This window comes from Halococcus salsus, from assembly GCF_009900715.1.
Lineage (GTDB): Archaea > Halobacteriota > Halobacteria > Halobacteriales > Halococcaceae > Halococcus > Halococcus salsus.
Window position 1 is genome coordinate 781,261 of the sequence record NZ_JAAAJC010000001.1, and the last position, 22,678, is coordinate 803,938.

Annotated in this window: 20 protein-coding genes and 1 tRNA gene; 8 read left to right on the plus strand and 13 right to left on the minus strand. The window is 66.8% G+C overall.

Translation table 11 applies throughout. From position 1 onward, the window contains the following. Window positions 1-65 precede the first annotated feature (65 nt). Both GT355_RS04130 and GT355_RS04135 read left to right on the plus strand, forming a co-directional pair. Window positions 66-599: an inorganic diphosphatase gene (locus tag GT355_RS04130; RefSeq protein WP_160133453.1), complete on the plus strand. Its 534-nt coding sequence runs from the start codon at window positions 66-68 to the stop codon at window positions 597-599. Window positions 600-688: 89 nt separating this feature from the next. Continuing rightward, window positions 689-2,038 carry an alkaline phosphatase family protein gene (locus GT355_RS04135; protein WP_160133454.1) on the plus strand — a complete coding sequence of 450 codons (1,350 nt, stop codon included), beginning with the start codon at window positions 689-691 and terminating at the stop codon, window positions 2,036-2,038. A 151-nt stretch (window positions 2,039-2,189) separates the two neighbouring features. On the opposite strand, the gene GT355_RS04140 is transcribed toward GT355_RS04135, so the two are convergent. Genes GT355_RS04140 through GT355_RS04155 form a run of 4 tightly spaced genes read right to left on the minus strand, consistent with a single transcriptional unit; the run spans window position 2,190 to window position 9,850 of the window. Then, window positions 2,190-4,187: a SpoVR family protein gene (locus tag GT355_RS04140; protein ID WP_160133455.1), complete on the minus strand. Its 1,998-nt coding sequence runs from the start codon at window positions 4,185-4,187 to the stop codon at window positions 2,190-2,192. Next, entirely contained in the window at window positions 4,180-5,493 is a 1,314-nt protein-coding gene (locus GT355_RS04145) for a YeaH/YhbH family protein (RefSeq protein ID WP_160133456.1), read from the minus strand. Before GT355_RS04145 ends, GT355_RS04140 begins: the two co-directional genes overlap by 8 nt. Beyond that, on the minus strand, window positions 5,484-7,778 hold the full coding sequence (locus GT355_RS04150; protein ID WP_160133457.1) for a PrkA family serine protein kinase: 2,295 nt from the start codon (window positions 7,776-7,778) through the stop codon (window positions 5,484-5,486). Before GT355_RS04150 ends, GT355_RS04145 begins: the two co-directional genes overlap by 10 nt. Continuing rightward, on the minus strand, window positions 7,778-9,850 hold the full coding sequence (locus GT355_RS04155) for a PrkA family serine protein kinase (protein ID WP_120070360.1): 2,073 nt from the start codon (window positions 9,848-9,850) through the stop codon (window positions 7,778-7,780). The genes GT355_RS04150 and GT355_RS04155 overlap by 1 nt, the downstream gene beginning before the upstream one ends. 328 nt (window positions 9,851-10,178) lie before the next feature. Here GT355_RS04155 and GT355_RS04160 point away from each other — a divergent pair, with 328 nt between their 5' ends. Further along, complete coding sequence (locus GT355_RS04160; RefSeq protein WP_160133458.1) at window positions 10,179-10,568, plus strand: DUF5820 family protein; 390 nt, start codon at window positions 10,179-10,181, stop codon at window positions 10,566-10,568. Window positions 10,569-10,708: 140 nt separating this feature from the next. On the opposite strand, the gene GT355_RS18125 is transcribed toward GT355_RS04160, so the two are convergent. Together GT355_RS18125 and GT355_RS18130 are read right to left on the minus strand one after the other, a co-directional pair. Continuing rightward, window positions 10,709-11,092 (minus strand): CPBP family intramembrane glutamic endopeptidase, encoded by a 384-nt coding sequence (locus GT355_RS18125; protein WP_205250431.1) that lies wholly within the window; start codon window positions 11,090-11,092, stop codon window positions 10,709-10,711. A 12-nt stretch (window positions 11,093-11,104) separates the two neighbouring features. Then, entirely contained in the window at window positions 11,105-11,671 is a 567-nt protein-coding gene (locus GT355_RS18130) for a hypothetical protein (RefSeq protein WP_205250426.1), read from the minus strand. Between the two features lie 147 nt (window positions 11,672-11,818). On the opposite strand from GT355_RS18130, the gene GT355_RS04170 reads away from it, so the two are divergent. After that, entirely contained in the window at window positions 11,819-12,268 is a 450-nt protein-coding gene (locus GT355_RS04170; RefSeq protein ID WP_160133459.1) for a UPF0179 family protein, read from the plus strand. Between the two features lie 18 nt (window positions 12,269-12,286). Here GT355_RS04170 and GT355_RS04175 read toward each other — a convergent pair whose 3' ends face one another. After that, window positions 12,287-13,111 carry a M14 family metallopeptidase gene (locus GT355_RS04175; protein ID WP_160133460.1) on the minus strand — a complete coding sequence of 275 codons (825 nt, stop codon included), beginning with the start codon at window positions 13,109-13,111 and terminating at the stop codon, window positions 12,287-12,289. Between the two features lie 113 nt (window positions 13,112-13,224). Between GT355_RS04175 and GT355_RS04180 the strand changes: the two genes are divergently transcribed. Both GT355_RS04180 and GT355_RS04185 read left to right on the plus strand, forming a co-directional pair. Continuing rightward, window positions 13,225-13,308: transfer RNA gene (locus tag GT355_RS04180), tRNA-Leu, on the plus strand. Window positions 13,309-13,700: 392 nt separating this feature from the next. Further along, the gene (locus GT355_RS04185; protein WP_160133461.1) at window positions 13,701-14,843 is read left to right on the plus strand and encodes a DUF63 family protein; all 1,143 of its coding nucleotides are present in this window, start codon (window positions 13,701-13,703) and stop codon (window positions 14,841-14,843) included. A 356-nt stretch (window positions 14,844-15,199) separates the two neighbouring features. Here GT355_RS04185 and GT355_RS04190 read toward each other — a convergent pair whose 3' ends face one another. Genes GT355_RS04190 through GT355_RS04205 form a run of 4 tightly spaced genes read right to left on the minus strand, consistent with a single transcriptional unit; the run spans window position 15,200 to window position 19,452 of the window. Further along, window positions 15,200-16,912: a YcaO-like family protein gene (locus GT355_RS04190; RefSeq protein ID WP_160133462.1), complete on the minus strand. Its 1,713-nt coding sequence runs from the start codon at window positions 16,910-16,912 to the stop codon at window positions 15,200-15,202. Between the two features lie 48 nt (window positions 16,913-16,960). Beyond that, complete coding sequence (locus tag GT355_RS04195; protein ID WP_120070375.1) at window positions 16,961-17,470, minus strand: Lrp/AsnC family transcriptional regulator; 510 nt, start codon at window positions 17,468-17,470, stop codon at window positions 16,961-16,963. A 3-nt stretch (window positions 17,471-17,473) separates the two neighbouring features. Further along, a complete protein-coding gene (locus tag GT355_RS04200) occupies window positions 17,474-18,319 on the minus strand; it encodes an alpha/beta fold hydrolase (RefSeq protein WP_160133463.1) in 846 nt (281 codons plus the stop codon). Continuing rightward, window positions 18,316-19,452, minus strand: a complete 1,137-nt coding sequence (locus GT355_RS04205; protein ID WP_160133464.1) for an acyl-CoA dehydrogenase family protein — start codon at window positions 19,450-19,452, stop codon at window positions 18,316-18,318. Before GT355_RS04205 ends, GT355_RS04200 begins: the two co-directional genes overlap by 4 nt. 135 nt (window positions 19,453-19,587) lie before the next feature. Here GT355_RS04205 and GT355_RS04210 point away from each other — a divergent pair, with 135 nt between their 5' ends. After that, window positions 19,588-20,649, plus strand: coding sequence for a zinc-dependent alcohol dehydrogenase family protein (locus GT355_RS04210; RefSeq protein ID WP_160133465.1), 1,062 nt, complete (start codon window positions 19,588-19,590; stop codon window positions 20,647-20,649). Between the two features lie 81 nt (window positions 20,650-20,730). Beyond that, window positions 20,731-21,348, plus strand: coding sequence for a DUF6517 family protein (locus tag GT355_RS04215; protein ID WP_160133466.1), 618 nt, complete (start codon window positions 20,731-20,733; stop codon window positions 21,346-21,348). 2 nt (window positions 21,349-21,350) lie between these two features. Here GT355_RS04215 and GT355_RS04220 read toward each other — a convergent pair whose 3' ends face one another. Both GT355_RS04220 and GT355_RS04225 read right to left on the minus strand, forming a co-directional pair. Next, window positions 21,351-22,088 carry a methyltransferase domain-containing protein gene (locus GT355_RS04220; RefSeq protein ID WP_160133467.1) on the minus strand — a complete coding sequence of 246 codons (738 nt, stop codon included), beginning with the start codon at window positions 22,086-22,088 and terminating at the stop codon, window positions 21,351-21,353. After that, window positions 22,085-22,486: a nascent polypeptide-associated complex protein gene (locus GT355_RS04225; protein ID WP_160133468.1), complete on the minus strand. Its 402-nt coding sequence runs from the start codon at window positions 22,484-22,486 to the stop codon at window positions 22,085-22,087. Before GT355_RS04225 ends, GT355_RS04220 begins: the two co-directional genes overlap by 4 nt. Window positions 22,487-22,678 lie beyond the last annotated feature (192 nt).

A 22,678-nucleotide genomic window follows, 5' to 3' on the forward strand; every position in this document is an offset into this window, starting at 1 on the left:
GCGATACCGTGGAGCAGACGTCCGGATAGAAAATACTTTTTGGCTGCCTTCCGGAGGGGGGGACGATGGTGAACCTCTGGACGGACCTCGAAACCGGCCCGGACGCGCCCGAGACGATCCACGCCGTCGTGGAGTGTCTCAAGGGCGAGCGCAACAAGTACGAGTACGACAAGGATATCCCCGGGATGGTGCTCGATCGGGTGCTCCACTCGAACGTCCACTACCCACACGACTACGGTTTCATCCCGCAGTGTTACTACGACGACGGCGACCCGTTCGACGTGCTCGTGCTGGTCGAGGACGCGACCTTCCCCGGCTGCGTCATCGAGGTCCGCCCCGTCGCGCTGATGGGGATGGACGACGACGGCGAGCAGGACGACAAGGTCATCGCGGTCCCGGTCGAGGACCCCCGGTTCGACCACATCGAGGACCTGGAGGACATCCCCCAGCAGCAACTCGACGAGATCGAGGAGTTCTTCGAGACCTACAAGAACCTCGAAGCGGGCAAGGAGGTCGAGACCCTCGGCTGGGAGGACAAGCAGGCGGCCCACGACGCGATCGAGCACGCCCAGGAGCTCTACGAGGAGCAGTTCGGGTAGTCCTCGGAACGCTTCTTTTTCGAGCCTCACGCACCGAAAACGACGACCGAAAACGAACCATCTTTGTGTCCCTCCGGAGTTAGGCCTCCATGGGACTGTTCGACCGGATCCGCGGCGACGACGACGCCCCACGGGTCGCTTTCTTCGGCATCGACGGCGTTCCGTACAGCCTGATCGAGGACAACCCGGACGTCTTCGAGAACCTCACCGCGATCGCGAACGAGGGGAGCTCGAACGCGATCGAGTCGATCGTGCCGCCCGAGTCCAGCGCGTGCTGGCCCTCGCTCACGACCGGCGTGAACCCGGGCGAGACGGGCGTCTACGGTTTCCAGGACCGCGAGGTCGGCTCGTACGAGACCTACGTCCCGATGGGACGCGACGTCCAGGCGGACCGCGTCTGGGACCGCGTCGAGGACGCCGGTCGCGACGCCACCGTCATGAACGTCCCCGTGACCTTCCCGCCCCAGCGCGACGTCCAGCGGATGGTCTCGGGCTTCCTCTCGCCGGGCGTCGACGAGGCCGCCTACCCCGACGAGATGCGCAACACCCTCAACAACACCGGCTACCGGATCGACAACAACGCCAAACTCGGTCACGACGACGACAAGACCGAGTTCATCGAGGACGCCCACGACGTGCTCGACGGGCGCTTCGAGGGCTTCAGCCACTACATCGAACAGGACGACTGGGACCTGTTCTTCGGCGTCTTCATGACCACCGACCGCGTCAACCACTTCCTGTTCAAGGACTACGAGCAGGACGGCGAGTACAAGGAGGAGTTCCTCGACTTCTACAAGAAGGTCGACGACTACCTGGGTCGGCTCCGCGAGATGCTCCCCGAGGACGTCACGATGGTCGTGGCCTCCGACCACGGCTTCACCACCCTCAACCACGAGGTCCACTTCAACGCGTGGCTCGAACAGGAGGGCTGGCTCTCCTACGAGGACGACGACCACGACAGCCTCGCCGACATCTCCGAAGAGGCCGAGGCCTACGCCTTCATCCCCGGTCGCTTCTACATCAACCTCGAAGGTCGTGAGCCCCGGGGTGGTGTCCCCGAGGACCAGTACGAGGAGAAACGCGCCGAGCTCAAGGCGGAACTCGAAGCGCTCGAAGGGCCCGACGGGGAGAAGGTCTGTGAGCGCGTCGTCGAGAAGGAGGAGGCCTTCCGCGGCGACCACGACGACATCGCGCCGGACTTGGTGGCGATCCCGAGCCACGGCTTCGACCTCAAGGCCGGCTTCTCCGGGCACGACTCGGTCTTCGCCACCGGCCCGCGAAACGGGATGCACAGCTTCGACAACACCTCGCTGTTCGTCGACGAACCCGGCGTCTCGATCGGCGACGACACCAACCTCTTCGACATCGCGCCGACGCTGCTCGACTACATGGACGTCGACTACGACCGCGGCGAGTTCGACGGCGCGAGCCTCCGATAAGGTCGCGGTCGGCGTACCACTCGTTCCCGGACAAACGTCCTGTGGGACACAGCTCGACGTTACCGTGCTTTCGCCGAGCGTGTTCGAGCCGAGCTACCGAGACTGGGTCTGACACCGACTACGGCATCAACGAGTTAGCGTCGAGCGTGGCTCAGGCCAACCACTCGTCGGGTTTGGTGTCGTAGTCGACGTCGGTGGCGGCGACGTCCTCGACGGCCTCCCAGGGGACGTCCTCGACGGAGAAGTCCATCCCGTCGTAGCGGATCAGCTTGCCGCGCTCGGTCGGCTCCGGTTCGCGCTGGCGGCGTTTGGCGACCTCGAGGTCGTGGTCGTCGAGCTCCTTCACGATGGTCTTGAGGTTCACCGGTCGCCCCCAGAGGTCGAACACCCGTTCGACGGTCTGGCGCGCCTGTTCGAGGTCGAGCATCACACCGTTGTAGTGGTGAGCCAACAGGAGCTCGTTGCGGTTGTTGTAGTTGCCGTCGTGCACGGTGACGGTCGGTTTCCCGAAGTTGGTGAACTGGAGCAGGAGCTTCTTCTTCACGTCCTCGTAGTCGGTCGAGGTCGCCCGGTAGTCGCCCGTGGTCCGGGTGAACTCGTAGGTGAAGTAGTCGTTGTCGTCGACGAACTCCTGGGTGAGGAACTCGTCGAGGAACGTCACGTCGTTGTGGCTCTCGCGGATCTCGAACAGTCGGTCCCAGCCCGCGGCGTACTCGACGTCCGCGAGCGCCTCGTCGACGCTCGCGTAGCGCGAGTCGTCGAAGAGGTAGCGCGAGACCCGTTCGAGTTCCTCCCGGCTCGTCCGCGCGAGGAAGCCCCGGTTCTGGGGTTTGACCAGCGAGTAGTGGCGCTCGGCCATCCCCCGGTAGGTGAACAGCTTCCACGGGTAGCGCTCGACGTCTATCCCACCGGATCTCGCCTCCGCGAGCGCTTCGCCGTCGACCCGCGGGTCGGCGGGGTCGAGCGCGTCGAGGCAGTCGGGGTCGACCGCCGCGACCATCGGGTCGGGTTCGAGGCCGTCCTGAACCGCCGCGAAATCGACGACGTCGTGGAAGTTCCGCCAGGTTATCCCCTCGACCCGCAGCAGGCGTTCACAGACCTCGCGGCGATTGACAGTGTTCTCGATGTACTCCCAGAGCTCCTTGCCGAGCTTGTAGGGGTTGAGCCCCGGTGAGGCGAGCACCCGCGCCTGGTGGTCGGCGTAGCTCAGGAATTCATCAGTTCCGGCGAAGGCCTCCTCGCCCATCATCATCGACTCCCAGTAGGCCGCCCAGCCCTCGTTCATCACCTTCGTCATCCGCTGGGCCGCGAAGTAGTAGGCCTCGCGCCGGAGGAGTTCGAGCACGTCGCGCTGCCAGTCGGTCATCTCGACGGCCTTCCCCGACTCCTCGTCGTAGGCCATCCCGTGCCGCCAGAAGAACGCTAACAGGTCCGCCTCGGGTTCGGGCGGTATCGTGGCCGACTCCTCCTCGGCGCGCTGGGCGTCGAGCCACTCGTCGTCGAAGACCTCCTCGACCACCGTCGATTCGAGGTCGAGCTCCGCGAGCTGGTCGGCGATGTCGTCGATCTCGATGTCGGCGGGTTCGTCGGCGCTCGCGCTCGCGAACGCCCGGTGGCGGTCGATGTTGGTGTCGAGACACTGGATGGTGTCGATCCAGCGCTCGACGGCCTCGCGTTCGATCTCGGGGTCGGCCATGTAGCCGGCGATGGTGTCGGCGTGGCGCGCCAGCATCGCCGCGGCGTTCGGGGTCCGTCCCCCGCTGAACAGCCCGAACCACTGGTTGTGGGCGAAGAAGTCGGCGTGGGCCTCGACGTGGGTGATCACGGCTTTCTGGTCCGCGAGGGAGTTCGACTCCTGGAGGAAGGCGTGGGCGGGGTCGTCATTGTTGACGATCTCGAAGGCCTTCCCACCCAGAAACTGGTTCTGCTTTCGCTGGCGGTCGTACTTCATCCCCCAGCGCCAGTGTGGGTAGCGCGTCTGGAAGCCGTCGTAGGCGATGAGTTCGTTCATCTCGTCGTAGTCGACGATCCAGTAGTTGACGGCGTAGGGCCGGAGCCCGAGCTTTCGGGCGAGGTTCGCGGCCTCCGCGACCGGCTCTTCGAGCGATTCGGCGATCCGCCGGGCGGTGATGCGGTCGGTGTTACTCATCGTTCTCGTCCTCGGTGTTCAGGATCGTCTCGATCGCGGCCACCACGTCGTCCGCGCCGTTGACGTAGGCCACCGCGACGTTCCCGGCGTCGCCGAAGTGGCGTTCGACCTCCTCGGCGTGGGTGGCGTTGATCGCGTTGCCCGACGGCTGGGTCTCGACGTAAGCGTGGAGGTTCGCCGGGATCCCCTCCATCAGCGGGATCACGCGTTCCTCGGTGTCGTTGCTCGAGTTCTCCGAGTCACCCGCGGCGAAGACGTACCGGTTCCAGTCGCTCCAGGGGTACTCCTCGTCGAGCACCCTCCCCGCGAGCTCGTAGGCCGAGGAGATCTTGGTGCCGCCGCCGGAGCGGATGCCGAAGAACTCCTCGCGTTCGACCCGCCAGGCCTCGGCGTCGTGGGCGATGTAGACGAACTCCGCGCGGTCGTACTTGCCCGTGAGATACCAATCGAGCGGGGTGAAGGTCCGCTCGACGAGCTCGCGTTTGCGCTCGCGCATCGAGCCCGAGACGTCGCGGATGTTCACCACGACGACGTTCCGCTCCTGCTCTTCGACCACCTCGGGGTAGCGGTAGCGCTCGTCCTCCCGGCGGAACGGGACGTGGTCGATGCCCTCGCTCCGGATCCGGGCGGCGGTCTTAGTCTCCTCGACGTTCGCCTCCATCTCGTCGATGCTCGCCCACCGCGAGCGCTCGGCGGCCCCGAGCTTGCTGTACTCGTCGTTGAGCCACGCGTGACTCACCGGGAGGTGTCGCTCCCGCGCCCACCGGAAGACCCCCTCCGGGCCCATCCCGTCGACCCGGAGCGCCTCGCGAACGTAGTCGCGGTCGAAGTCCATCGCGAGCTTGCGCTTCAGCCCCTGTTTGAACATCCGCTCGAAGTCGAGGGTGCTGTTCGGACCCGTCCGGCTCACGTCGGTGTAGTCGCCCTCGGTCTCCTCGACCACGCGCTTGCCCTTGGGTTCGAGGTCGAGCCCGAGGCGCTCGTCGAGCTCCTGGGCGAACTCCTCGGGGTCCATCTCGTAGTACTCGTGGTCGCCGCCGTCCTCGCCGGGGTCGCCGTCCTCGTCGCCCGGCTGGGGTTCCCCTACCGGTTGGCCCGGCTGTGGGGTGTCGCCGTCGCCCTGGCCGACCCCGCCCGCGTCGCGCTGGTCGTACTCGAAGCCGGGGAGGTCGATGATCTTGACCGGGACCCGCACCGAGTCCGGGCGGCTCCCGCCGAGGTCCCCGTACTGGATGAACTCCGCGAGGTCCTGGCGGCGCTCCTCGCCGACCTCGCGATACCTATCGAGGTCGTCCCTCAGTCCCATCGGTAGCTCACCTGGCCCATGACGTGCCGGCTCGTGAGTTCGGCCGACGCCTCGGTGTAGCCGAACTCCGCGACCATCGTCGTGATGGTCTCGTCCTTGAGGCTCGCGGTCTCGGTCCCCAGTGGTGGGTCCTGCCACTGCCGCGGGTCGAAGTCCTCGTAGGTCCGCCGGACGTCCGACCAGTCGTAGCTCCCGAGTACGGCATCTATCACGGGGATCTCGGTGAGCGCGACGTCGCTGGCCCGGAACTCGTCGTCGCGGCTGTGCCAGGCGTGTCTGTTCATCGCGGTGATGATCTTCTCGGTGCGGAACTCCCGGACCGCGGGCGAGGGGTGGTTGCCGTCGTAGCTCTCGGCCCCGAACCGACCCAAGTGCTCGGTCTCGAAGACCTTCATCACCAGCGGGTCCGGCCCGACGACCTCGCCGCGGTCGTTCTCCACGGCGTCGTCGGTGGCCCACGCGTAGACGTGCTCGACGTACTCGGCGACGGTGGCCTCGTCGACCTGTTTGTCGTACATCATCGCGCCGAGCACGTCGGCTTCCTGGCGGTCAAACACCTGGTTCTTCACCGCCACCACCCGGCCCTCGAACTCGCCGCGTTCGGTGGTCGAGAAGACGGGGGCCGTCGCGAGCCCCTCGGCCATCGCGTCGAGCACGTCCTGTGGCATCACGACGTTCTCGACGGGCAGGTCGGGATGCTGGCGGTCGCGGTCGGCGTAGAGCAGGTCCGCGATCGTGTCCCGGGTGAAGGTCACGGGGATCCCGCTGTCCCCGTCGGTGCTCCCGTCGGGGAACGAGAACGCCTCACGCTCGACCCGTTCGTCGCCCCGCTGCAGATAGCCCTGGTCGAACAGCAGCGCCTTGTCCACGAGGTCGAGGCCGCCGGGGAGGGCTTCGGCGTCCAGCCGGGTGACGACGCTGTAGAGCGCCGCCGCCGCCACCGTGTGGGGTGCGAGTTCGATCTCGGTCGCGGTCCCCCCGGAGCCCTCGCCGACCGACATCGTCACCGCCTCGCGGATCGTCTCGTCGAGCTCCGGTTCGTCGAAGTCCCAGACCGCCGTCTCGTTCGTGAGTTCGCGTCGGATGAGTTCGGCTTCGAGCGAGACGTTGGTGAGGTAGTCGAACTCCCGCCTGTCGAGCCGGCGCTTCAGCGCCTTCAGCGGGTCGCCCGCGTTGCGCTCGGCGTGCTGGTTCAACTGGGCTTCGAGGTCGGGGTTCGAGATGATCACTAACTGTGTATCGATGTCCATCCCGATCCCCTTGTCCAACTTCACCGACCCCTCGTCCGGCACGTTCAGCAGTTTCCGGAGGAGGTCGGCGTGCTGGGCGGCGTCCTCGACGATCGTGAGCAGGCCGTTGCCCTGGCTCAACACCCCGTCGTAGGAGAACGCCTGCGGGTTCTTTCGACCCCTGGAATCGAGCTCGCGCACCATCCCCGCCATCCACGAACCGACGAGCCGTTCCTTCGGGCTGCCGTCGTCCTCGGAGTGGAGCACGCCGATGCCCTGACCGACGTCCACCACGTAGTTCTTCACCCGGAGGTGGCGGCGGTCGGTCACGGCCGAGAACAGGTCACGGACCCCTTCGCGGCGGTACTGCTCTTCGAGGTAGTCGTAGGCCTCCCGGCAGAACGGGTCGAGACGGCCCTCGGCCACGATCGGGATGTGGTCGTCGAGCCGTTCGTTGAGCGCCGCGACGACCTCCGCGCGAACCGCCGCCGGGAACACCGTGAGGGGGCTCGACTGCACGGGGCTCTGGTACCAGTCGTCCTCGTCGTCGCGGTACTCGTTGCCGTAGGTCAGCCCGCCACCGCCGCCGACGCCCGCGACGTTCCACTCCACGGTGTACCGCCGCCCTGCGTCGGTCTTCGAGAACTCCCGGAGGCCGTTGATCAGACACCGCTTGAGTTCGGACTTGCCCGTGGCCGTGGGGCCCGCGAGCCAGATTATCTTCTCGTCCTTGCCGCGCCGGGCCGCGATCGACCGGAGGTCGTCGACGAACGCGTTGAGCACTTGGGTGTTCCCGAGGATCGCGTGTTCGCCGTCGTTGTGCGGGTCGTCGAAGAAGCGGTAGCGCTCGCGCTCCTCGCCCTCCTCGATCACGGTTCGGGTGCCCATCGACTCGATCGCGGTCACGAGGTACTTCGAGGCGTGGGCGGCGATCGCGGGGTCGGCGAGCGCCGCGTCGACGTACGCCGCGAGGCTCATCGGCTCCTCGTAGGTCGCCCGGAGCGCCCGGTCGGCGGCCCCGACGAACGTCTCGCCCGCCGGCTGGCGGTCGCTCATCAGCCCTCCATCTCTGCTTTTGCGACCTCGGCCCCGGCGAACTCGAGCACCTCCTTCGCGCCACCCTCGGAGTAGCCCTGTTCGCGGAGGGCGTCGATCCACGCGCTCCGCTCGTCGTCGTCCAGCTCGCCCGACGACACCAGCGCGGAGAAGTTGATGTTGTGTTTCTTGTCCTCCCAGAGCTTGCGTTCGAGCGCGCGGCGGAGGCGGTCGTTGTCCTGGGGATTGAACGTATCGCCCTCGCGCGCCCGCCGCGAGACCCAGTTCGAGACCTCCTGGCGGAAGTCGTCCTTTCGATCCTCTGGGAGGTCGAGTTTCTCCTCGACGGAACGAAGGAACGTCTCGTCGGGACCCTGTTCGCGCCCGGTGAGTTCGTCCTCCACGGTGTCGTCGTCGATGTAGGCCATGACGTGGTCCATGTACTTCTCGCCCTGGCGCTGGATCTCGTCGAGGTCGTAGGCCAGCGCGTGCCGGACGTCCTCGATCGCGCGTTCGCGGTACTCCTCGCGAACGAGTTCGAGGTAGCGGTAGTAGGTCTCGAAGAGGTCCTCGGCGATCGAGCCGTGGTTCTCGAGGTTCCCCTCCAAGTGGTTGAACGTCGTCAGCGCCGAGAGGAACTCTCTACTACGATGCATCGAGTCCATGATGGCCTCGGCGATCTCGTCGCCGATGAACCGCGGCGAGACCCCCTCCATCCCCTCGCCGATCTCGGCGGTCCCCGCGGCCTCCTCCCGGAGCTTCTTGACGTCGATGTCCTCCGATTCGTCGATCTCGCCGTTGTAGGCCTTCGCCTTCTGGAGGACGTCGATCGTTCCCGAGTCGGGTTCCTCGATCCGGGTGAGGACGCCGAACAGCCCCGCCATTTCGAGGGTGTGAGGCTCGACGTGGACGTCGGGCACGTCGGCGTTCTGGAGCATCTTGCGGTAGATGTTGGCCTCCTCCTCGTACTGGAGCACGTAGGGGAAGTCGATCCGCTTCGTGCGGTCGTTGAACGCCTCCATCTTCTCGTCGCCCTTCTTCTCCTTGTACTCGGGCATGTTGGTCCGCCCCACGATCACCTGGTCGATATCCATCCGGGGGTTGTTCTTCGGCTTGATGGTCATCTCCTGGGTCGCGTGGAGGAAGTCGTAGAGGAACTCCCGCTGGAGTTTCAGGAGCTCCTCGCCCGAGAAGATACCACGGTTCGCGTTACAGAACGCCCCCGAGTAATCGAAGGCGCGGGGGTCCGATTCGCCGTAGACGGCGATCTTGGAGTAGTTGACGTCGCCGGTGAGCTCGGTCTCGTCCTGGTTCTTCTTGTCCTTCGGCTCGAAGGTCTCGACCGCCTGCCGTTTGTTCTCGTCGGCGGTCAGACGGATGATCTCGATGTGGTTCTCGAGCACCTGCTGGAGGTCGTCGTCGTAGTAGGCCAACAACCTATCCATGTAGAACTCGCTGGCGGGGTCGAGCGCCTGCTCGTTCTCGATCGTGTAGGGTGCGTCGAGCCGTTCGTTCAGCTCCGCTATCACCCGGTTTCGCTGGTCGAGCGGTAGGAGTACTAACGGATCCTGGTTCATCGGGCTCCGGACCACGTCGTCGGCGGGGTCCTGGTCGGCGATCACGTCACACAGGTTGGTCCACCGGAAGGTGTACATCCGGCCCTCCTCGCGGAGGGTGTAATCCTCGAAGTAGCGCCGGACCTGCCGGTCGAAGTCGGATTTCCCCGACCCGACGGGGCCGAGCAGGAGCTTGATCCGGCGTTCGGGACCCAGTCCGCGGGCCCCGGATTTCGCCTTGTTGACGAACTCGTGGATCGACTCGTGGATCTCGCGACCGAAGAAGGTGTTCTCGCCCCCACTCAACGGGTCCTCGGTGGCGAGGTGGTACTCGACGATCCCGGTGTCCTCGTCGTACTCGGTGCCGTAGAAATCGAACATGTCCGCGACGCGCTGGTGGGCGTTGCGCGCGATACGCGGTTCGTCGCGGACCGCGTCGAGATACCACTGGAAGGTCTGGGTCGTCCGGAGGTCGGTCGGTATCGATGCCCGGTACTCCTCACTGAGTGCTTCGAGCGTGTTTGTTTCGCCTGACATTGTTTTATCGGTTCGATCGGGGGATCGGTCGACGCCCACCGGTCGCTTCCGAGGGCGGCCGATCTACTGTTGTGTGCGTACACGTGTCATTCAGCACGGCCGGCGATGCACTCCGTGACTGGTTTCGGGGACCACCGTGGAGCGCCTCGGGACGGCGTAGCATGGTAGAGGAACCCACCAATACTACTAAAAGGGAGTGGTTTGAGACATATAACTGTTTTCCCAAATCGGGGTCGAACGGCTTTCCTCCGCGAGAACGCGCCGAAAATTCAGGGAGCGGTGCACCCACGACCGGGAACGACTTGCCGGGCCGGCACCGAACGACGGCATGGGCGACTTCGAGACGCTTCCCGAGGACTGGGTTGTCTGGAACGAGGCCGACGACCGGTGCGTGCTGGTCTATCGGCCCGACGTGTTCGACACGAACGCGTTCGACGCGGCGTGCCTCCCGACGATCTACCTCACGCGCGGTCGGCGGTCGCGCCGTCCGGGTCGCCAGCGCGCCCCCGGTACCGCGAACACGTGGTACGTCACGCTCTTCCTCGAACCCGAGGTCGAACGCGAGGCCGAGACCTACGACACCCGCCCCGAGGCCGTGGCGGGTACGGTGGCGCTCGCCGAGCGCTTCGCTGTCGGCGAGGTCGACTATCGCGACCTCTATCAGGTCCCGCGCGAGGCGTACCTCGAAAAGCTCGACGAACTCACCGGCGGTGGGTAGCGCTCGGGTACCGTCGTGTGGAGCCCCATTCTCGATCGAGAGGACGAGTGACGGCGACACTAGGTGCAGATACGGGCCGTTTGAACCGTCTCGTTGCTGCTCTCTATATAAGTCAGATAGAATCGCCGATGCTGCCGAATTCAAGCCCTATGCGGACGAAGTGCGTCGGTGTTCTGGAGGAGCCATACTGCGAGCACTGCGAGCGGGAGCGAGCCGACCACGCCGGTCATCGCGGGACCGAGAAGTCGACTCGGGTCGTTTCGTGCGAGGAGCAACACGATCCCGGCGTTTGCGTTGATCGCGGCGTGACCGATGACGGCTGGCCAGACGCTTCCGCCCCGTAGCGTCACCCACCCTAGGAACACGCCGGCGATGACGGTGAAGTAGACCATCGCGAGGGTTCCGAGCACCGGTGTTTCCGGATAGTTGTATCCCATCATGATTATTGGCCAGTGCCAGACGCCCCAGATCACACCCGAAAGTACGACGGCCCGACGACCGCCGAGCGGAAGGAGTTTTGGCAGGAGATACGCCCGTCAACCGAACTCCTCGCCGAACGTGGCTACGCAGTTGACCGCCGTGTTCACCGTGAGGGCGGCCACTGCGGAAACAAAAACGAGTTCCTGCGGGCCAAGCCCACCTGTCTGGCCAGCATTCACTCCGAGAGTCTCACTCAGAGCGCTCGCCGTCACGCCGAGAAATCGCGGGAACACCGCGAAAAAGAGCGCGGCCCCGAGATACACCAGCACGGGTGGGACAATCCACGCACCGACCAACCACTTCCAGTTGCGCCGCGCTCGTGGACGGAGATGCAGGTTTTCTCGCCCCTCACCAGTGACCGCTCGCGTGAGGACGTTGGCGATCGCTGGCGCAAACATATAGACTGTCGCGACGAGCACATACCACAGTCGTACTCCGGGGAATACTTCGGGACTTCTGGCACCGATCCCACCGGTCGCGTAGATCACGATAGCGACCGCCCACGAGAGCCCGAATGTGAACAGCACGAACAGCCCCACACGATGCCACTCTACGTCGGCGTTTCGAAGCGTCTCCGTCGAAAACGCGTTCCGGTCCGATTGTTCTGTCTTCGCTGTTGTCATGACGATCCGTAGTTGATCCACGACACCACATATAACTACGGTATGGAAGATATTTTATTTTAGCTGCCGTTGTCGATTGATTGAGTGACGGTAGCGAGTCGCTCCGCCAAGCCGTATTCTTATTCGGACCCGGCACATACCGCCGGTATGTCACAGATCACCCTCATCGGCACCCGTCTCGCGGAACCCGGAACGGAGTTCGTCTATCGCGGCGAGGCCAGCGCGTGCGAGGGCTGTCCCTATCGCGAGCAGTGTCTCAACCTCTCGACGGGGACGAAGTACCGCGTCACGAGCGTGCGCGAGAACGCCCAGACCCTCGAATGCGGTGTGCACGACACCGGCGTGCGCGCGGTCGAGGTCGAACCCGCCTCCGTGATGGCGAACGTCTCGCCCAAGAGCGCCTACGCCGGGAGCAAGGCCCACCTCGAAGGACCGTGCCCGCACACCGGCTGTCCGAGCCACCCGTACTGCGAACCCGCGGGGGCGGAGTTCGAGACCGAGTACCGCATTCAGGAGGTCATCGGCGACCCGCCCCACGACTACTGTCACCTCGACCGCGAGCTCACGCTGGTGGAGTTCGCCCCACCCACGGGGTGAGCCGCCGACCGTCGTGACTCAGTCGGCGTTGGTCGACTGGCCGGGGCTCGATTCGACGTTCCCGCCGAGCTTTCCCACCAGCTCCGCGGCGTAGCCGAACTCGTTCTCGTAGCCATAGGGCGACATCAACACGGGGTAGAAGGGTTCGTTCGCGACGAGCTCCTCGCCGTCGATGCTGGCGTAGGTCTCGCCCGCCGCGACCCGCTCGAAGTTGGTTGCCGGTACCCCGTAGTCGTCGGCGGCCTCCTTCGGGACCAACCGCGTGAGCCGATAGAGCGGGAGTTCGCGCGGCGGCGAGCGCTCTCCCTCGAGCGCCCCCACGGCGGTGAGGAACTCCTCGGTGAGCGTGATGGCGTTCTCGGCGGCCTGTTCGGAGCCCTGATAGCCGCACTCGACTTCGAGGACCTCGGCGTGTCTGATGAGCCGACCGTCGATGAAGTCGCTGGCGTCGACCACCGCGTCGAGCGAGAGCGACGGACAGACGGACTTCGCGAACGTCGCGTTCTCGTCGATCACCGCGAACGGTTCGGTGTAGGACTGCGTCGAGTGCATCGAGAGGCTGACACAGCCCTTGAGTTCGGTCAGGAGCTCCGCCGCGAGGCGCTTCTCGTGGGCGTCGCTGTCGGGGTCGCCCGGGAAGACCCGGTTGAGGTCGGCATCGAGGTAGCGGGTCCCCGCCGCGAGCGCCTCCTCGTTCGCGACGATACACTTGACCGGTCGTTTCACCTCGGGGGCGGCTTCGAGGAGGTGTTCGACCGCGCGGACGCCGCATGGTTCGTCGCCGTGGATCCCGCCGACGACGGCGATCTCGGGCTCGCCGTCGCCCAGCTGCTCGATTCGCATCTACCTGCTCTACTCGGCCCACCTTATTGAGTGACGCGATACGGATACGAACCACCGACCGAGGCGAGTGATCGCAACGTTTTACCCGGATCCCGGTCGACTCGACACTGCGTGCGAGGGTAGCCAAGTCTGGAAACGGCGGCGGATTCAAGCTCCGCTCCTGTAGAGGTCCACGGGTTCAAATCCTGTCCCTCGCACTGCGCGCCATCCGGCGCGAAAGTGCGGGCAAGATGGAGCGTCTTGCCCTCGCAACATTGTCAAATCACGGAGAGACACGATAGCGGAGCGGCGGATTCGAGCTCCGCTCCTGTAGAGTCTCCGCGAGCGAAGCGAGCGGAGGCAGGGAAGTCGCAGTCCGCGAACGAAGTGAGCGGAACCGTCTTCTCGTGGTCCACGGGTTCAAATCCTGTCCCTCGCACTGCGTGCCGGCTGGCACCTGCGCCACCCGGTGCAAAAGTGCGGGCAAGATGGAGCGTCTTGCCCTCGCAAACTCCACATCGAGCCGGAGCGGCGCGACCGGCCCGAAACCCGAGCGCGTGGCGGGGATTCGACGGACTAAAGACGCGGCGTTCGTGAGCTACGGACGTTCATGGCCGCCATCGCTGACCGAACGGATCCCGTCAGAACGTGGCTCGCGGCGGCGGTCGTCGGCGTGGTGGCCATCGCGGGCGCGTCGGTCGCGTTCCCGAAAGCCGTCTACACGAACTTCGTCTGGCGGTACTTCTGGGGTCCCATCGACGCCGACGCCCACAACGCGGTCTGTGCGATCCGGGCGAACGGGATGGTCGAGCGGCTCGGGACCGCGGACGCCTGCCAGGTCGCGGTCAGTCGGGGGTTCACCGTCGCCGAACCCGGCTACACCTTCGTCTCGGAGGCCGGCTACGCGCTCGTCCTCCTGTTCATGCTCGCCGGGGTGCTCCTGCTCGTGCGCCGGCTCGGCATCGGCACCGACCGACGGGTCGTGTTCGCGCTGATCCCGTTCGTCCTCTTCGGCGGCGCGCTCCGAACCGTCGAGGACGCCGCCGACGTCGTGCCCGCGAGCGTGGCCACCGGGATCGACTACCCCGCCAGCGCCCTGATCATCAGCCCGGTGATCTACGTCACCGTCTTCCTCGTCACCCTCGTCGCGCTGCTCGTCAGTCTCTGGCTCGCGCGCCGCGGCATCGTCGGGCGGTACGAGGACGCGCTCGCGGGCTTCGGGACCCTCGCGCTCGCGGTCACCGTCGGCTATCTCGGCTACCTCGCGGCGACGACCGAGTACCTGGGCTTCTACCCCCAGATGCTGGTCGCGACCATCGGGATCGCCTCGGCCATCGCCGTTGGGGTCTACCTCGCCATCGACCGCCTCGCGCCCGCGCTCAACGCCGGCACGGGCACCATCGGCCTCGCGATCCTCTGGGCCCAGGGCATCGACGGCGTCGCGAACGTCATCGCCTCCGACTGGTGGAACGCCATCGGCCTCCCGTTCGAGTACACCGCGAAACACCCCGTGAACGAACTCATCGTGGGCTTCACCGAACTCGTCGTTCCCCACTCCGTCATCCTGGTCATCGGCGACTCCTGGCCGTTCCTCGTCGTGAAGATCGCACTCTCGGTCGGCGTGATCTGGCTGTTCGAGGAGTCCATCTTCGAGGACAGCCCGCGCTACGCCTACCTCCTGATGCTCGCCATCATCGTCGTCGGGCTCGGACCCGGGACGAGAGATATGCTCCGGGCGACCTTTGGGATCTAGAACCCACCTTTTGCTGTCGTTCGGAAGGCGCTTTGCGCCTTCCGTGATGACGAGACGGCTTCGCCGTCTCGAACCACGGTCGCTCGCTTCGCTCGCTCCCTGGCAAAATGTGGATCAAAAGCCTGCGTCACCCCCTCCGCTTCGCTCCGGGGGCTCCTTGGCCCGCTCGCTCACTTCGTTCGCTCGTGGTGCAACCACTAATCACTGCCACAACCGCACAGCACCGCCGAAGCCCTCGGGCCTACGGCCCTCGCCCTTCATCCGCCAGGAGAGCACCACAACCGCCCCGCGGCCGCGCCGCCAGCGCCGCCGCGCCGCGACCGCTGACCGCACCGCAGCCGGCGCACGGCCGAGTGCTACGGATACGGGTGGAACGCCCGGTCGAGGTCCGCTTCGAATCCCAACGCCGCGGGAACCTCGCGGGCCCGCTCGCCGAAGTACGGCTCGTCGGTGAACAGCGGCTGGGCGTCCGGCACCAGCACCCGCACCGCCTCGAAGCCGAGCGATTCGACGTCCCTCGGGGTGAGCCGTGCGGCGTAGGCGTCGAGGCCCGCGTCTTCGATCCGGTCGAGCAGCAGTGTGAGTTCGTCCTCCCCTTCGGGCACCGTCTCGGGACCGGCGCTCGCCGCCGGGATCCGACCGTCGACGTCGAAGAAGGCCGCCGCCTCACCGGGTTCGGCGGCATAGCGCCCGACCGCACCCCCCGCCGCATCGGCCTCCTCGGGCCCCATCGCGCGAAGCTCCATCCAGTTCTGGAGCGCCTCCGCGAGCGCCGCCCCCGCCGCCGCCTCGGGGTCGAAGTCCGCCGCCGACCCGACCGCGAGCTGGGGCCACTCGCCACGTCCAACCCCGACCGCCACCACCGGCACGTCGACGTCCTGGGTGATCAGCGCCGCGCGCACCGTCAGGTCCTCTGAGCGCGCCCGTTGGGCCAGGGTCGTGAACGGCTCGGCGTCGACGGCCAACCCGAGCGGCTCGAACGACGAGTACCACGACATCATCGCGGCGTCGCGCTCGATCACCTCGTAGAGCCCCGAGCACAGCGCCTCCGCACCCGAACTCCCGAGCCCCAGACCCGTGGTGATCGACGGGCCGTGACGGCGTTCGGGCGGCGGGAAGGTCACGAACTCCGCCGGTAGTTGAACAGGATCACCGGTCGTGAGGTGCTCGCCCTCGACCCACGGGACCGAGTCGTCGGGATCGGCGTCGATCCCCTCGGGGAGGACGAACGACGACGGCGACACCGAGTTCTCCACCGCCTCGGGTGCGCCCCGAACGAACAACGAGTCCCGGTAGACCCCGGCGCTGTAGCGTTCGAGCGCCTCGCCGAGCGCCTTCATCAGCGCCTCGTCCCAGCCGACCGCGACCCCGGCGGCCTCGCTCGCTGCGCTCGCCTCGCTGAAGCCTGCCGTCTCGCCGGCCCGCGCGAGGTAGTACGGCGCGGGGAACGACGCGACCTCGCCGACCTCGCGGACGATCCCCGTCCGCCGGTCGAGCGCCTGCTCGGCACGCCCGAGTGTTGCATCGAGGTCGCGCTTCTCGTGGTCGCGACGGAGCGTCGTCCGTCGATCGTCGTCGGGCTCGCACTCGCAGTTCGGCACCGCCAGCAGCCGACGTTCGGCGTGAGGGACCTCGATCACTCCGCCGAGCACCGTCGACTCCTCACCCTCGACGAGCCGGCGCGCCTCGTAGCCCGCCCGCGCGCCCGCGAGCCACGCGGTCGCGTCGTCGACCTCGTCGGGGTCGCCCGCCGTCTCCTCGATGTTCGCCTCGACGCGGGTACACAGACAGGTATAGCAGGCCGTACCGGGGGCGAAGCCGGAGACCGCGGCCGTACACACCCCGCGACCGGCGAGCCCACCCAGCTCGACCGCGAGCCACGGGGTTTCGTTCGCCAGCGCGACCGCGTTCGCCTCGCTGAAGGCCGCCGCGCCCGCGGTGTCCGCGACCACGGCGAGGTCGACCCCGTCGATGTCGCTCGCCTCGGTTTCCTCGACAGTCGCCGCGTCGCCGAGCGCCGCCCGGACCGCGTCCGTCGCGGGGCCCGACCCGACGATTCCGACGTTCATACCCGGGCCACACGCCCCGTCGCAAAAGGTCCCGCTATTCGCACCCGGTCACTCCCCGAGGCTTTCGAGGAGTTCGGGGTCGGTGCCGAACTTCAGGACGTTCGTCACCACCGAGTTCCGGATGTTCGAGACCACGCCGCCGTGGGCCTTGTAGAACTCGTGGATCCACCGGGATTCGGCCTCGCGGCTCGGGAACATCATCACCGTCTTCCACTGGTACTCGCCGTCCGAGAGGAAGTAGAACAGCGTGTTCGGCGAGTCGCGGATGTACTCCATCGCGGGCCGCCAGCCCTCGGCGAACCGCTCGCCGTTGAACTTGAACTCGAACAGCCCGAAGATGAAGAACTCCTCGTTCGGGATGATCGCCTCACGGAAGACGCCCGCCTCGCGCATCCGGCGGATCGACTCGCTCACGGTGACGTGTGAGACGTCGATGTCGTACTTCTCGGCGAGCACGCCGGTGAGCTGGCGCGAGGAGACCTGCGGGTCCCGGGCGAGCTCGCGCAGGATCGTGACGTCGCGCTCGGAGAACTCCCATTCCGGGGTGTCGTCGCTCATCGATTACCTATCGAGGAACTCCCGGAGCGCCGTCATATAGCCATCGGTCCGGTCCTCCATCACCCAGTGGTAGCCCTCGTCGAGCGCGGTCACCTCCCCACCCGTGTCGTCGGCGAGCCGCTCGGCGTACGCCACCGACTGAAGGACGTCGTCCGCGCCCCAGAGACAGAACACGTCCGCCGAGATCTCCCCATACTCGATCTCGGTCGTGTGGTTGGTGTTGGTCGCCACCGCACACCGTGCGAGCGAGGTCCGTCCTTCTTCTGAGAGCCACGGGGCGAGCATCCCCTCGACGAACTCGGGGTCCGCCTCGCCGTAGGTTCCCTGCGAGAACACCGAGCCGACGTGGTCTTCGAGCTCGTCGAACGCCATCTCGGTCGTCTTCGGCAATCCGAGATTCGAGATGAACTCGACCGGCCAAGAGTCGTAACAGACCGCGTTCGAGACGACGAGTTCGTCCACCCTATCGGGATGGTGGGCGGCGTACCGGAGCGCGACCCCGCCGCCGATGTCGTGGGCGACCAGTGAGACCCTGTCGAGACCGAGGGCGGAGAGTAGTTCGTCGAGCATCGCCTCCTGGGCCCGTATCGACCGGTCGAACCCGTCGGCCATCGCGGAGTTGCCGTACCCCAGGAGATCGGGGACGACCACCCGACGATCCTCCGCGACCGCGGGCGCGACGTTACGCCAGAGGAACGACCAGGTCGGGATCCCGTGGAGGAAGACGACCGGCGGGTCGTCGGCGGCACCCGATTCCGGGCCGTCGTCCCGGTAGGCCACCGAGAGGTCGTGGCCGTCGACGGTCACGGTCGTCGTCTCCTGTTCGGCCGCCCAGTCCTCGTGGTTCATAGTATCCGGTCGGCGATGATGTTCTTCTGGATCTCGGAGGTCCCCTCGTAGATCTTGGTGATCCGGGCGTCGCGGTAGTAGCGTTCGGCGGGGTGGTCGGAGACGTAGCCCGCGCCGCCGAAGACCTGGAGCGCCTCGTCGGCGACGTCGACGGCGTGCTCGCTCGCGAAGAGCTTGGCCATGCTCGCGAAACGGACCGCCTCGTCCGACCCGTCGCCGACCGCGCTCGCGGCGCGGTAGGTCAGCGACCGCGCGGCCTCGACGTCCGTCGCCATCTCGGCGAGCTTGTGCTGGATGGCCTGAAATTCACTGATCGGTTGGTCGAACTGCTCGCGCTCGGTCGCGTACTCACGAGCGGCGTCGAGCGCGCCCTGCCCCGCACCGACCGCCTGCGCCGCCACGCTGGTGCGCCCGGAGGCGAAGAACTCCATCAGCTGGTAGAAGCCCTCGTCGACCTCGCCGATGACGTTCGCCTCCGGGACCCGAACCCCTTCGAGGCGGACCTCCGCGAGGTCAGAGGCCCGGATCCCGAGCTTGTTGGTGATCTTCTCGGGGGTGAAGCCGTCCGTCTCGGTGGGGACGAGGAACGCCGTGATCCCCCGATGGCCCGCGCCGGGGTCGGTCTTCGCCATCACCACGGCGACGTCGGCCACCGAGCCGTTCGTGATCCACATCTTGTTGCCGTCGATGACCCACTCGTCGCCCTCCTTCTCGGCGGTGGTCTCCATCCCCGCGACGTTCGAGCCGTGGGCCGGCTCGGAGATCGCGCTCGCGGAGGCCGAGTCACCCCCCGCGATCCGCGGGAGCCACTCCTCCTTCATCCACTCGTCGCCGTACTCGATGATCATGTCGCTCCCGAAGCCCGCCGAGCCCACTGCACTCCCGATGCCGGGGTCGGCGCGCCAGAGCTCCTCGGTGACGAGGGTGGTCGAGAGCTTGTCCATCCCGGCTCCCCCGTACTCCTCGGGGATGTTCGGCGCGACGAAGTCGTACTTCGCGGCCTCGCGCCGGAGCTCCTCGGGGTACTCGCCGGACTCGTCGTGTTCGCGCGCGACGGGGACGATCTCCTCCTCGGCGAACTCCCGGACCGCCTTCCGGATCGCCTCGTGCTCGCCCGATAGCTGGAACGCCATGCGTGGCGATAGGCTTCCAGCGAAAAGTATCTTCCTGCCGTAGATGAACGACGGTAACTCGAGGCCGGGAAAACGTCCGCGATCGACTGATCTGTACAGAACGATTATGAACGTAGGGCGTGAAGGCCACACATCATGCGAGCAGCTGTCCTCGAAGACTACGGCGAACCGCTCGACATCCGTGACGTAGACGCGCCGGATCCGGGACCGGAGGGGGCGGTGGTGGAACTCGAAGCCTGTGGCATCTGCCGAAGCGACTGGCACGGCTGGCAGGGCGACTGGGACTGGCTCGGTATCCAGCCCCAGCCAGGGCAGATCCTCGGTCACGAACCCGCGGGCCGGGTGGTCGCGGTCGGCGACGACGTCGAGAACGTCGCCGAGGGCGATTCAGTCACCGTCCCGTTCAACCTCGGCGACGGGACCTGCCCGCAGTGTCGCACCGGCCACGGCAACGTCTGCGAGAACGTTCGACCACTGGGATTCGTCGAGTCCGTCCCGGGTGCGTTCGCCGAACAGCTCCGGGTGCCCGTCGCGGACCAGAACGCCGTCTCGCTCCCCGACGGCGTCTCACCGGTCGACATGGCGGGGCTCGGCTGCCGGTTCATGACCTCGTTCCACGCGCTCGCCCACCGGGCCGACGTCGGCGGCGGCGACTGGGTCGCGGTCCACGGCTGTGGCGGCGTCGGGCTCTCGGCGGTCCACATCGCGAGCGCGCTCGGCGGCAACGTGGTCGCGGTCGACCTCGAGGACGGCAAACTCGACAAGGCCAACGAACTCGGCGCGAGCGAGACGGTGAACGCGAGCGAGGTCGAGGACGTCCCGGGCGAGGTCAAGGCCATCACGAACGGCGGCGCGGCGGTCTCGGTCGACGCGCTCGGGATCGCGACCACCTGCCGGAACTCCGTGATGAGCCTCGCGACCCACGGCCAGCACATCCAGGTCGGACTCTCGACCCAGGACGAGGGTGGCGAGGTTTCGCTCCCGACGGACCTGATGGTGATGCAGGAGATCGAGTTCATCGGCTCGCTCGGAATGCCGCCGACGGACTACGACGAGATCTTCCGGATGGTCGGCGACGGCAAACTCGACCCGAGTGCGGTGGTCTCCGAGACCGTGACGCTCGACGACGTCTCCGACCGGCTGGCGGCGATGAGCGACTTCGGAACGATGGGCATCCCGGTCATCGACAGTTTCTGAGGACCCCTGTGGCACCGAGCCACACCGGCGATCCGGTCGCGGAGGGCGATGACTCATCTCCACCGGGAACCGACTCCCGCTATGAGTGACCGTGACGGAACGCTGGACCCGCCGACCAAACGCCTCGACGCCGGCGGCTGGGAACGCACGGAAACAACCACCGAGACGCTGTTCAGCCTGCCGACGATGCAGGTCACCGGTGAGACGATGCTCTACGAGGACACCGACCTCCGGAGTCGGGTCCGAGCGGCGACCGACGGTGACCTCGACCTCCCGTGGCGGTTCTTCTTCGCCACCCGACTCGCCTTCCGACCGCCGCTCGCGCCCGGTATCGGTCCCGCAGCCATCCTGCCGACGGTCACGACCGAGGCACGGCGCACGTTCGCTGGCGACCTCCGGAAGCGCGGATTTCGAAACGTGGACCGTGGCCGAACCCAACGAGCCCGGGCGCGGTCGGGCGAGCGCCTCCGGCTCACGAAGTACACCGCGCGCTACGCGGTCGCGTGGGGTGACGGATTCGACGTCGACATCGAGGGCTGGCTCGGGGTCTGGGTTCGAAAGGGGACCTTTCGCCTCGCCGGTGGCGCGTATCCGACACGGGGCTTCGCGGAACTGCTCACGGCAGTCGGGGAAGACGCCCCCAGCGACCCGCGCGAGTACCGCGGTGACCTCCTCGACCTGATAAGAGCGGTCGAGTAGCGCTACGCCCGCGCGAAAACGAGATAGCCGGTGTGGCCGACGCCGGCGGTCGAGGGGCGCGTGCCGCGCTCGCCGATATCCATCTCACGCTGGATCGTCTCGTAGGTTTCGGGGTCGAGCCCCACCTCGCGCGCCGTCTCGACGGTCTCGCGAACGCTCTCGATGAACGGCGAGTAGACCGCCAGGAATCCCCCGGGAACCAGCAGGTCGGGCGCGTGTTCGACGATCGCCGGTGCGTCGCCGGTGTCGAGCGTCACGAGGTCGAACTCCGAGTGTGTATCGAGGTCGTCGAGCCCGTCGCCGGTTCTGACCTCGACGGTGCCGTACTCGTTTTCGCGCCCGTCGACACCCGCGAGTGCCATGTTCTCGCGCGCGACCTCGGCGAACTCGGGGTCGCGCTCGTAGCTCACGACCGAGGCCCCCGTGCGCCCGAGACAGGCCGCGAGCACGCCGGTACCGGTGCCGATATCGAGCACTCGGTCGCTCGCTGAAACGCCGGTGTGGCCCATCAGCAGGCCGATATCCCGAGGGAGCATCGGCGCGCCGGTGCGCTCGAAGTGCTCGAAGAGGTCGGGCCCCCGGAGTCCACGCACCCGAAACTCGGTTCCGAGGTGGGTCTCGACGGTGTCCCCCGTCTCGATGTCGTCGGGAACGTCGAGATAGCCGAGGTCGGTTTCGAGGCGCTCGCCCGGCTCACGGAGGTACTCACGACCCTCGCCGACCAACAGGACGGCGGTCACTCCAGCCGCGAGACCGCCGCCGCGAGGTCGCCGTCCTCGGCTTCGAGGGCTTCGCGCGCGGTCTCCTCGGTCGCGCCGGTGCGCTGGGCGACGATCTCGACGTCGGCGTCCGGAATGCCGCCGGCATCCCCACCGGAATCGGCCGACTCGCTCCCGTCGTCGAGCGGGGTCGCCTCGACGGTGTCGCCCGCCGCGCGGCTCTCGGGCTCGCCGGTGATGGTGTAGGTCGCCTGGCCCTGGGCGTCCATCCGCTGGACCTCGGCGTCCGTGAAGACGAGTTCCTCGTCGGGGGTCCGGATCACGATCTCCTCGGCATCGATCTCCTCGATGTCGATCCCCATCTGTTTCATCATCTGCTGGAGCTTCCGCGGATTCATGCCGCCGCCTCCTCCGAACATGGTTCGACAGAACGAAGCCAGCGACTTGTTCCTTCCGGACCCACCTTTTGCTGCGGTCGCTCACTTCGCTCACGAGTCACTTCGTTCCTCGTTCGCATCCGAGGTTCTCCCTTCGGTCGAACCTCGCACCGCTCGCTCCCTGGCAAAATGTGGATCAAAAGCGCGTCGGGTTCCCTCCGGTCACCCTCGCGC

Bases quoted from the DNA above. Each gene is read 5' to 3' on its own strand.
- GT355_RS04205 (WP_160133464.1), bottom strand. From the start codon at position 19,452: ATGGCGTTCCAGCTATCGGGCGAGCACGAGGCGATCCGGAAGGCGGTC.
- GT355_RS04215 (WP_160133466.1), top strand. From the start codon at position 20,731: ATGAGTGACCGTGACGGAACGCTGGACCCGCCGACCAAACGCCTCGAC.
- GT355_RS04200 (WP_160133463.1), bottom strand. From the start codon at position 18,319: ATGAACCACGAGGACTGGGCGGCCGAACAGGAGACGACGACCGTGACC.
- GT355_RS04185 (WP_160133461.1), top strand. From the start codon at position 13,701: ATGGCCGCCATCGCTGACCGAACGGATCCCGTCAGAACGTGGCTCGCG.
- GT355_RS04150 (WP_160133457.1), bottom strand. From the start codon at position 7,778: ATGAGCGACCGCCAGCCGGCGGGCGAGACGTTCGTCGGGGCCGCCGAC.
- GT355_RS04140 (WP_160133455.1), bottom strand. From the start codon at position 4,187: ATGAGTAACACCGACCGCATCACCGCCCGGCGGATCGCCGAATCGCTC.
- GT355_RS04130 (WP_160133453.1), top strand. From the start codon at position 66: ATGGTGAACCTCTGGACGGACCTCGAAACCGGCCCGGACGCGCCCGAG.
- GT355_RS04195 (WP_120070375.1), bottom strand. From the start codon at position 17,470: ATGAGCGACGACACCCCGGAATGGGAGTTCTCCGAGCGCGACGTCACG.
- GT355_RS04190 (WP_160133462.1), bottom strand. From the start codon at position 16,912: ATGAACGTCGGAATCGTCGGGTCGGGCCCCGCGACGGACGCGGTCCGG.
- GT355_RS04155 (WP_120070360.1), bottom strand. From the start codon at position 9,850: ATGTCAGGCGAAACAAACACGCTCGAAGCACTCAGTGAGGAGTACCGG.
- GT355_RS04225 (WP_160133468.1), bottom strand. From the start codon at position 22,486: ATGTTCGGAGGAGGCGGCGGCATGAATCCGCGGAAGCTCCAGCAGATG.
- GT355_RS04135 (WP_160133454.1), top strand. From the start codon at position 689: ATGGGACTGTTCGACCGGATCCGCGGCGACGACGACGCCCCACGGGTC.
- GT355_RS04145 (WP_160133456.1), bottom strand. From the start codon at position 5,493: ATGGGACTGAGGGACGACCTCGATAGGTATCGCGAGGTCGGCGAGGAG.
- GT355_RS04160 (WP_160133458.1), top strand. From the start codon at position 10,179: ATGGGCGACTTCGAGACGCTTCCCGAGGACTGGGTTGTCTGGAACGAG.
- GT355_RS04210 (WP_160133465.1), top strand. From the start codon at position 19,588: ATGCGAGCAGCTGTCCTCGAAGACTACGGCGAACCGCTCGACATCCGT.
- GT355_RS18130 (WP_205250426.1), bottom strand. From the start codon at position 11,671: ATGACAACAGCGAAGACAGAACAATCGGACCGGAACGCGTTTTCGACG.
- GT355_RS04170 (WP_160133459.1), top strand. From the start codon at position 11,819: ATGTCACAGATCACCCTCATCGGCACCCGTCTCGCGGAACCCGGAACG.
- GT355_RS04175 (WP_160133460.1), bottom strand. From the start codon at position 13,111: ATGCGAATCGAGCAGCTGGGCGACGGCGAGCCCGAGATCGCCGTCGTC.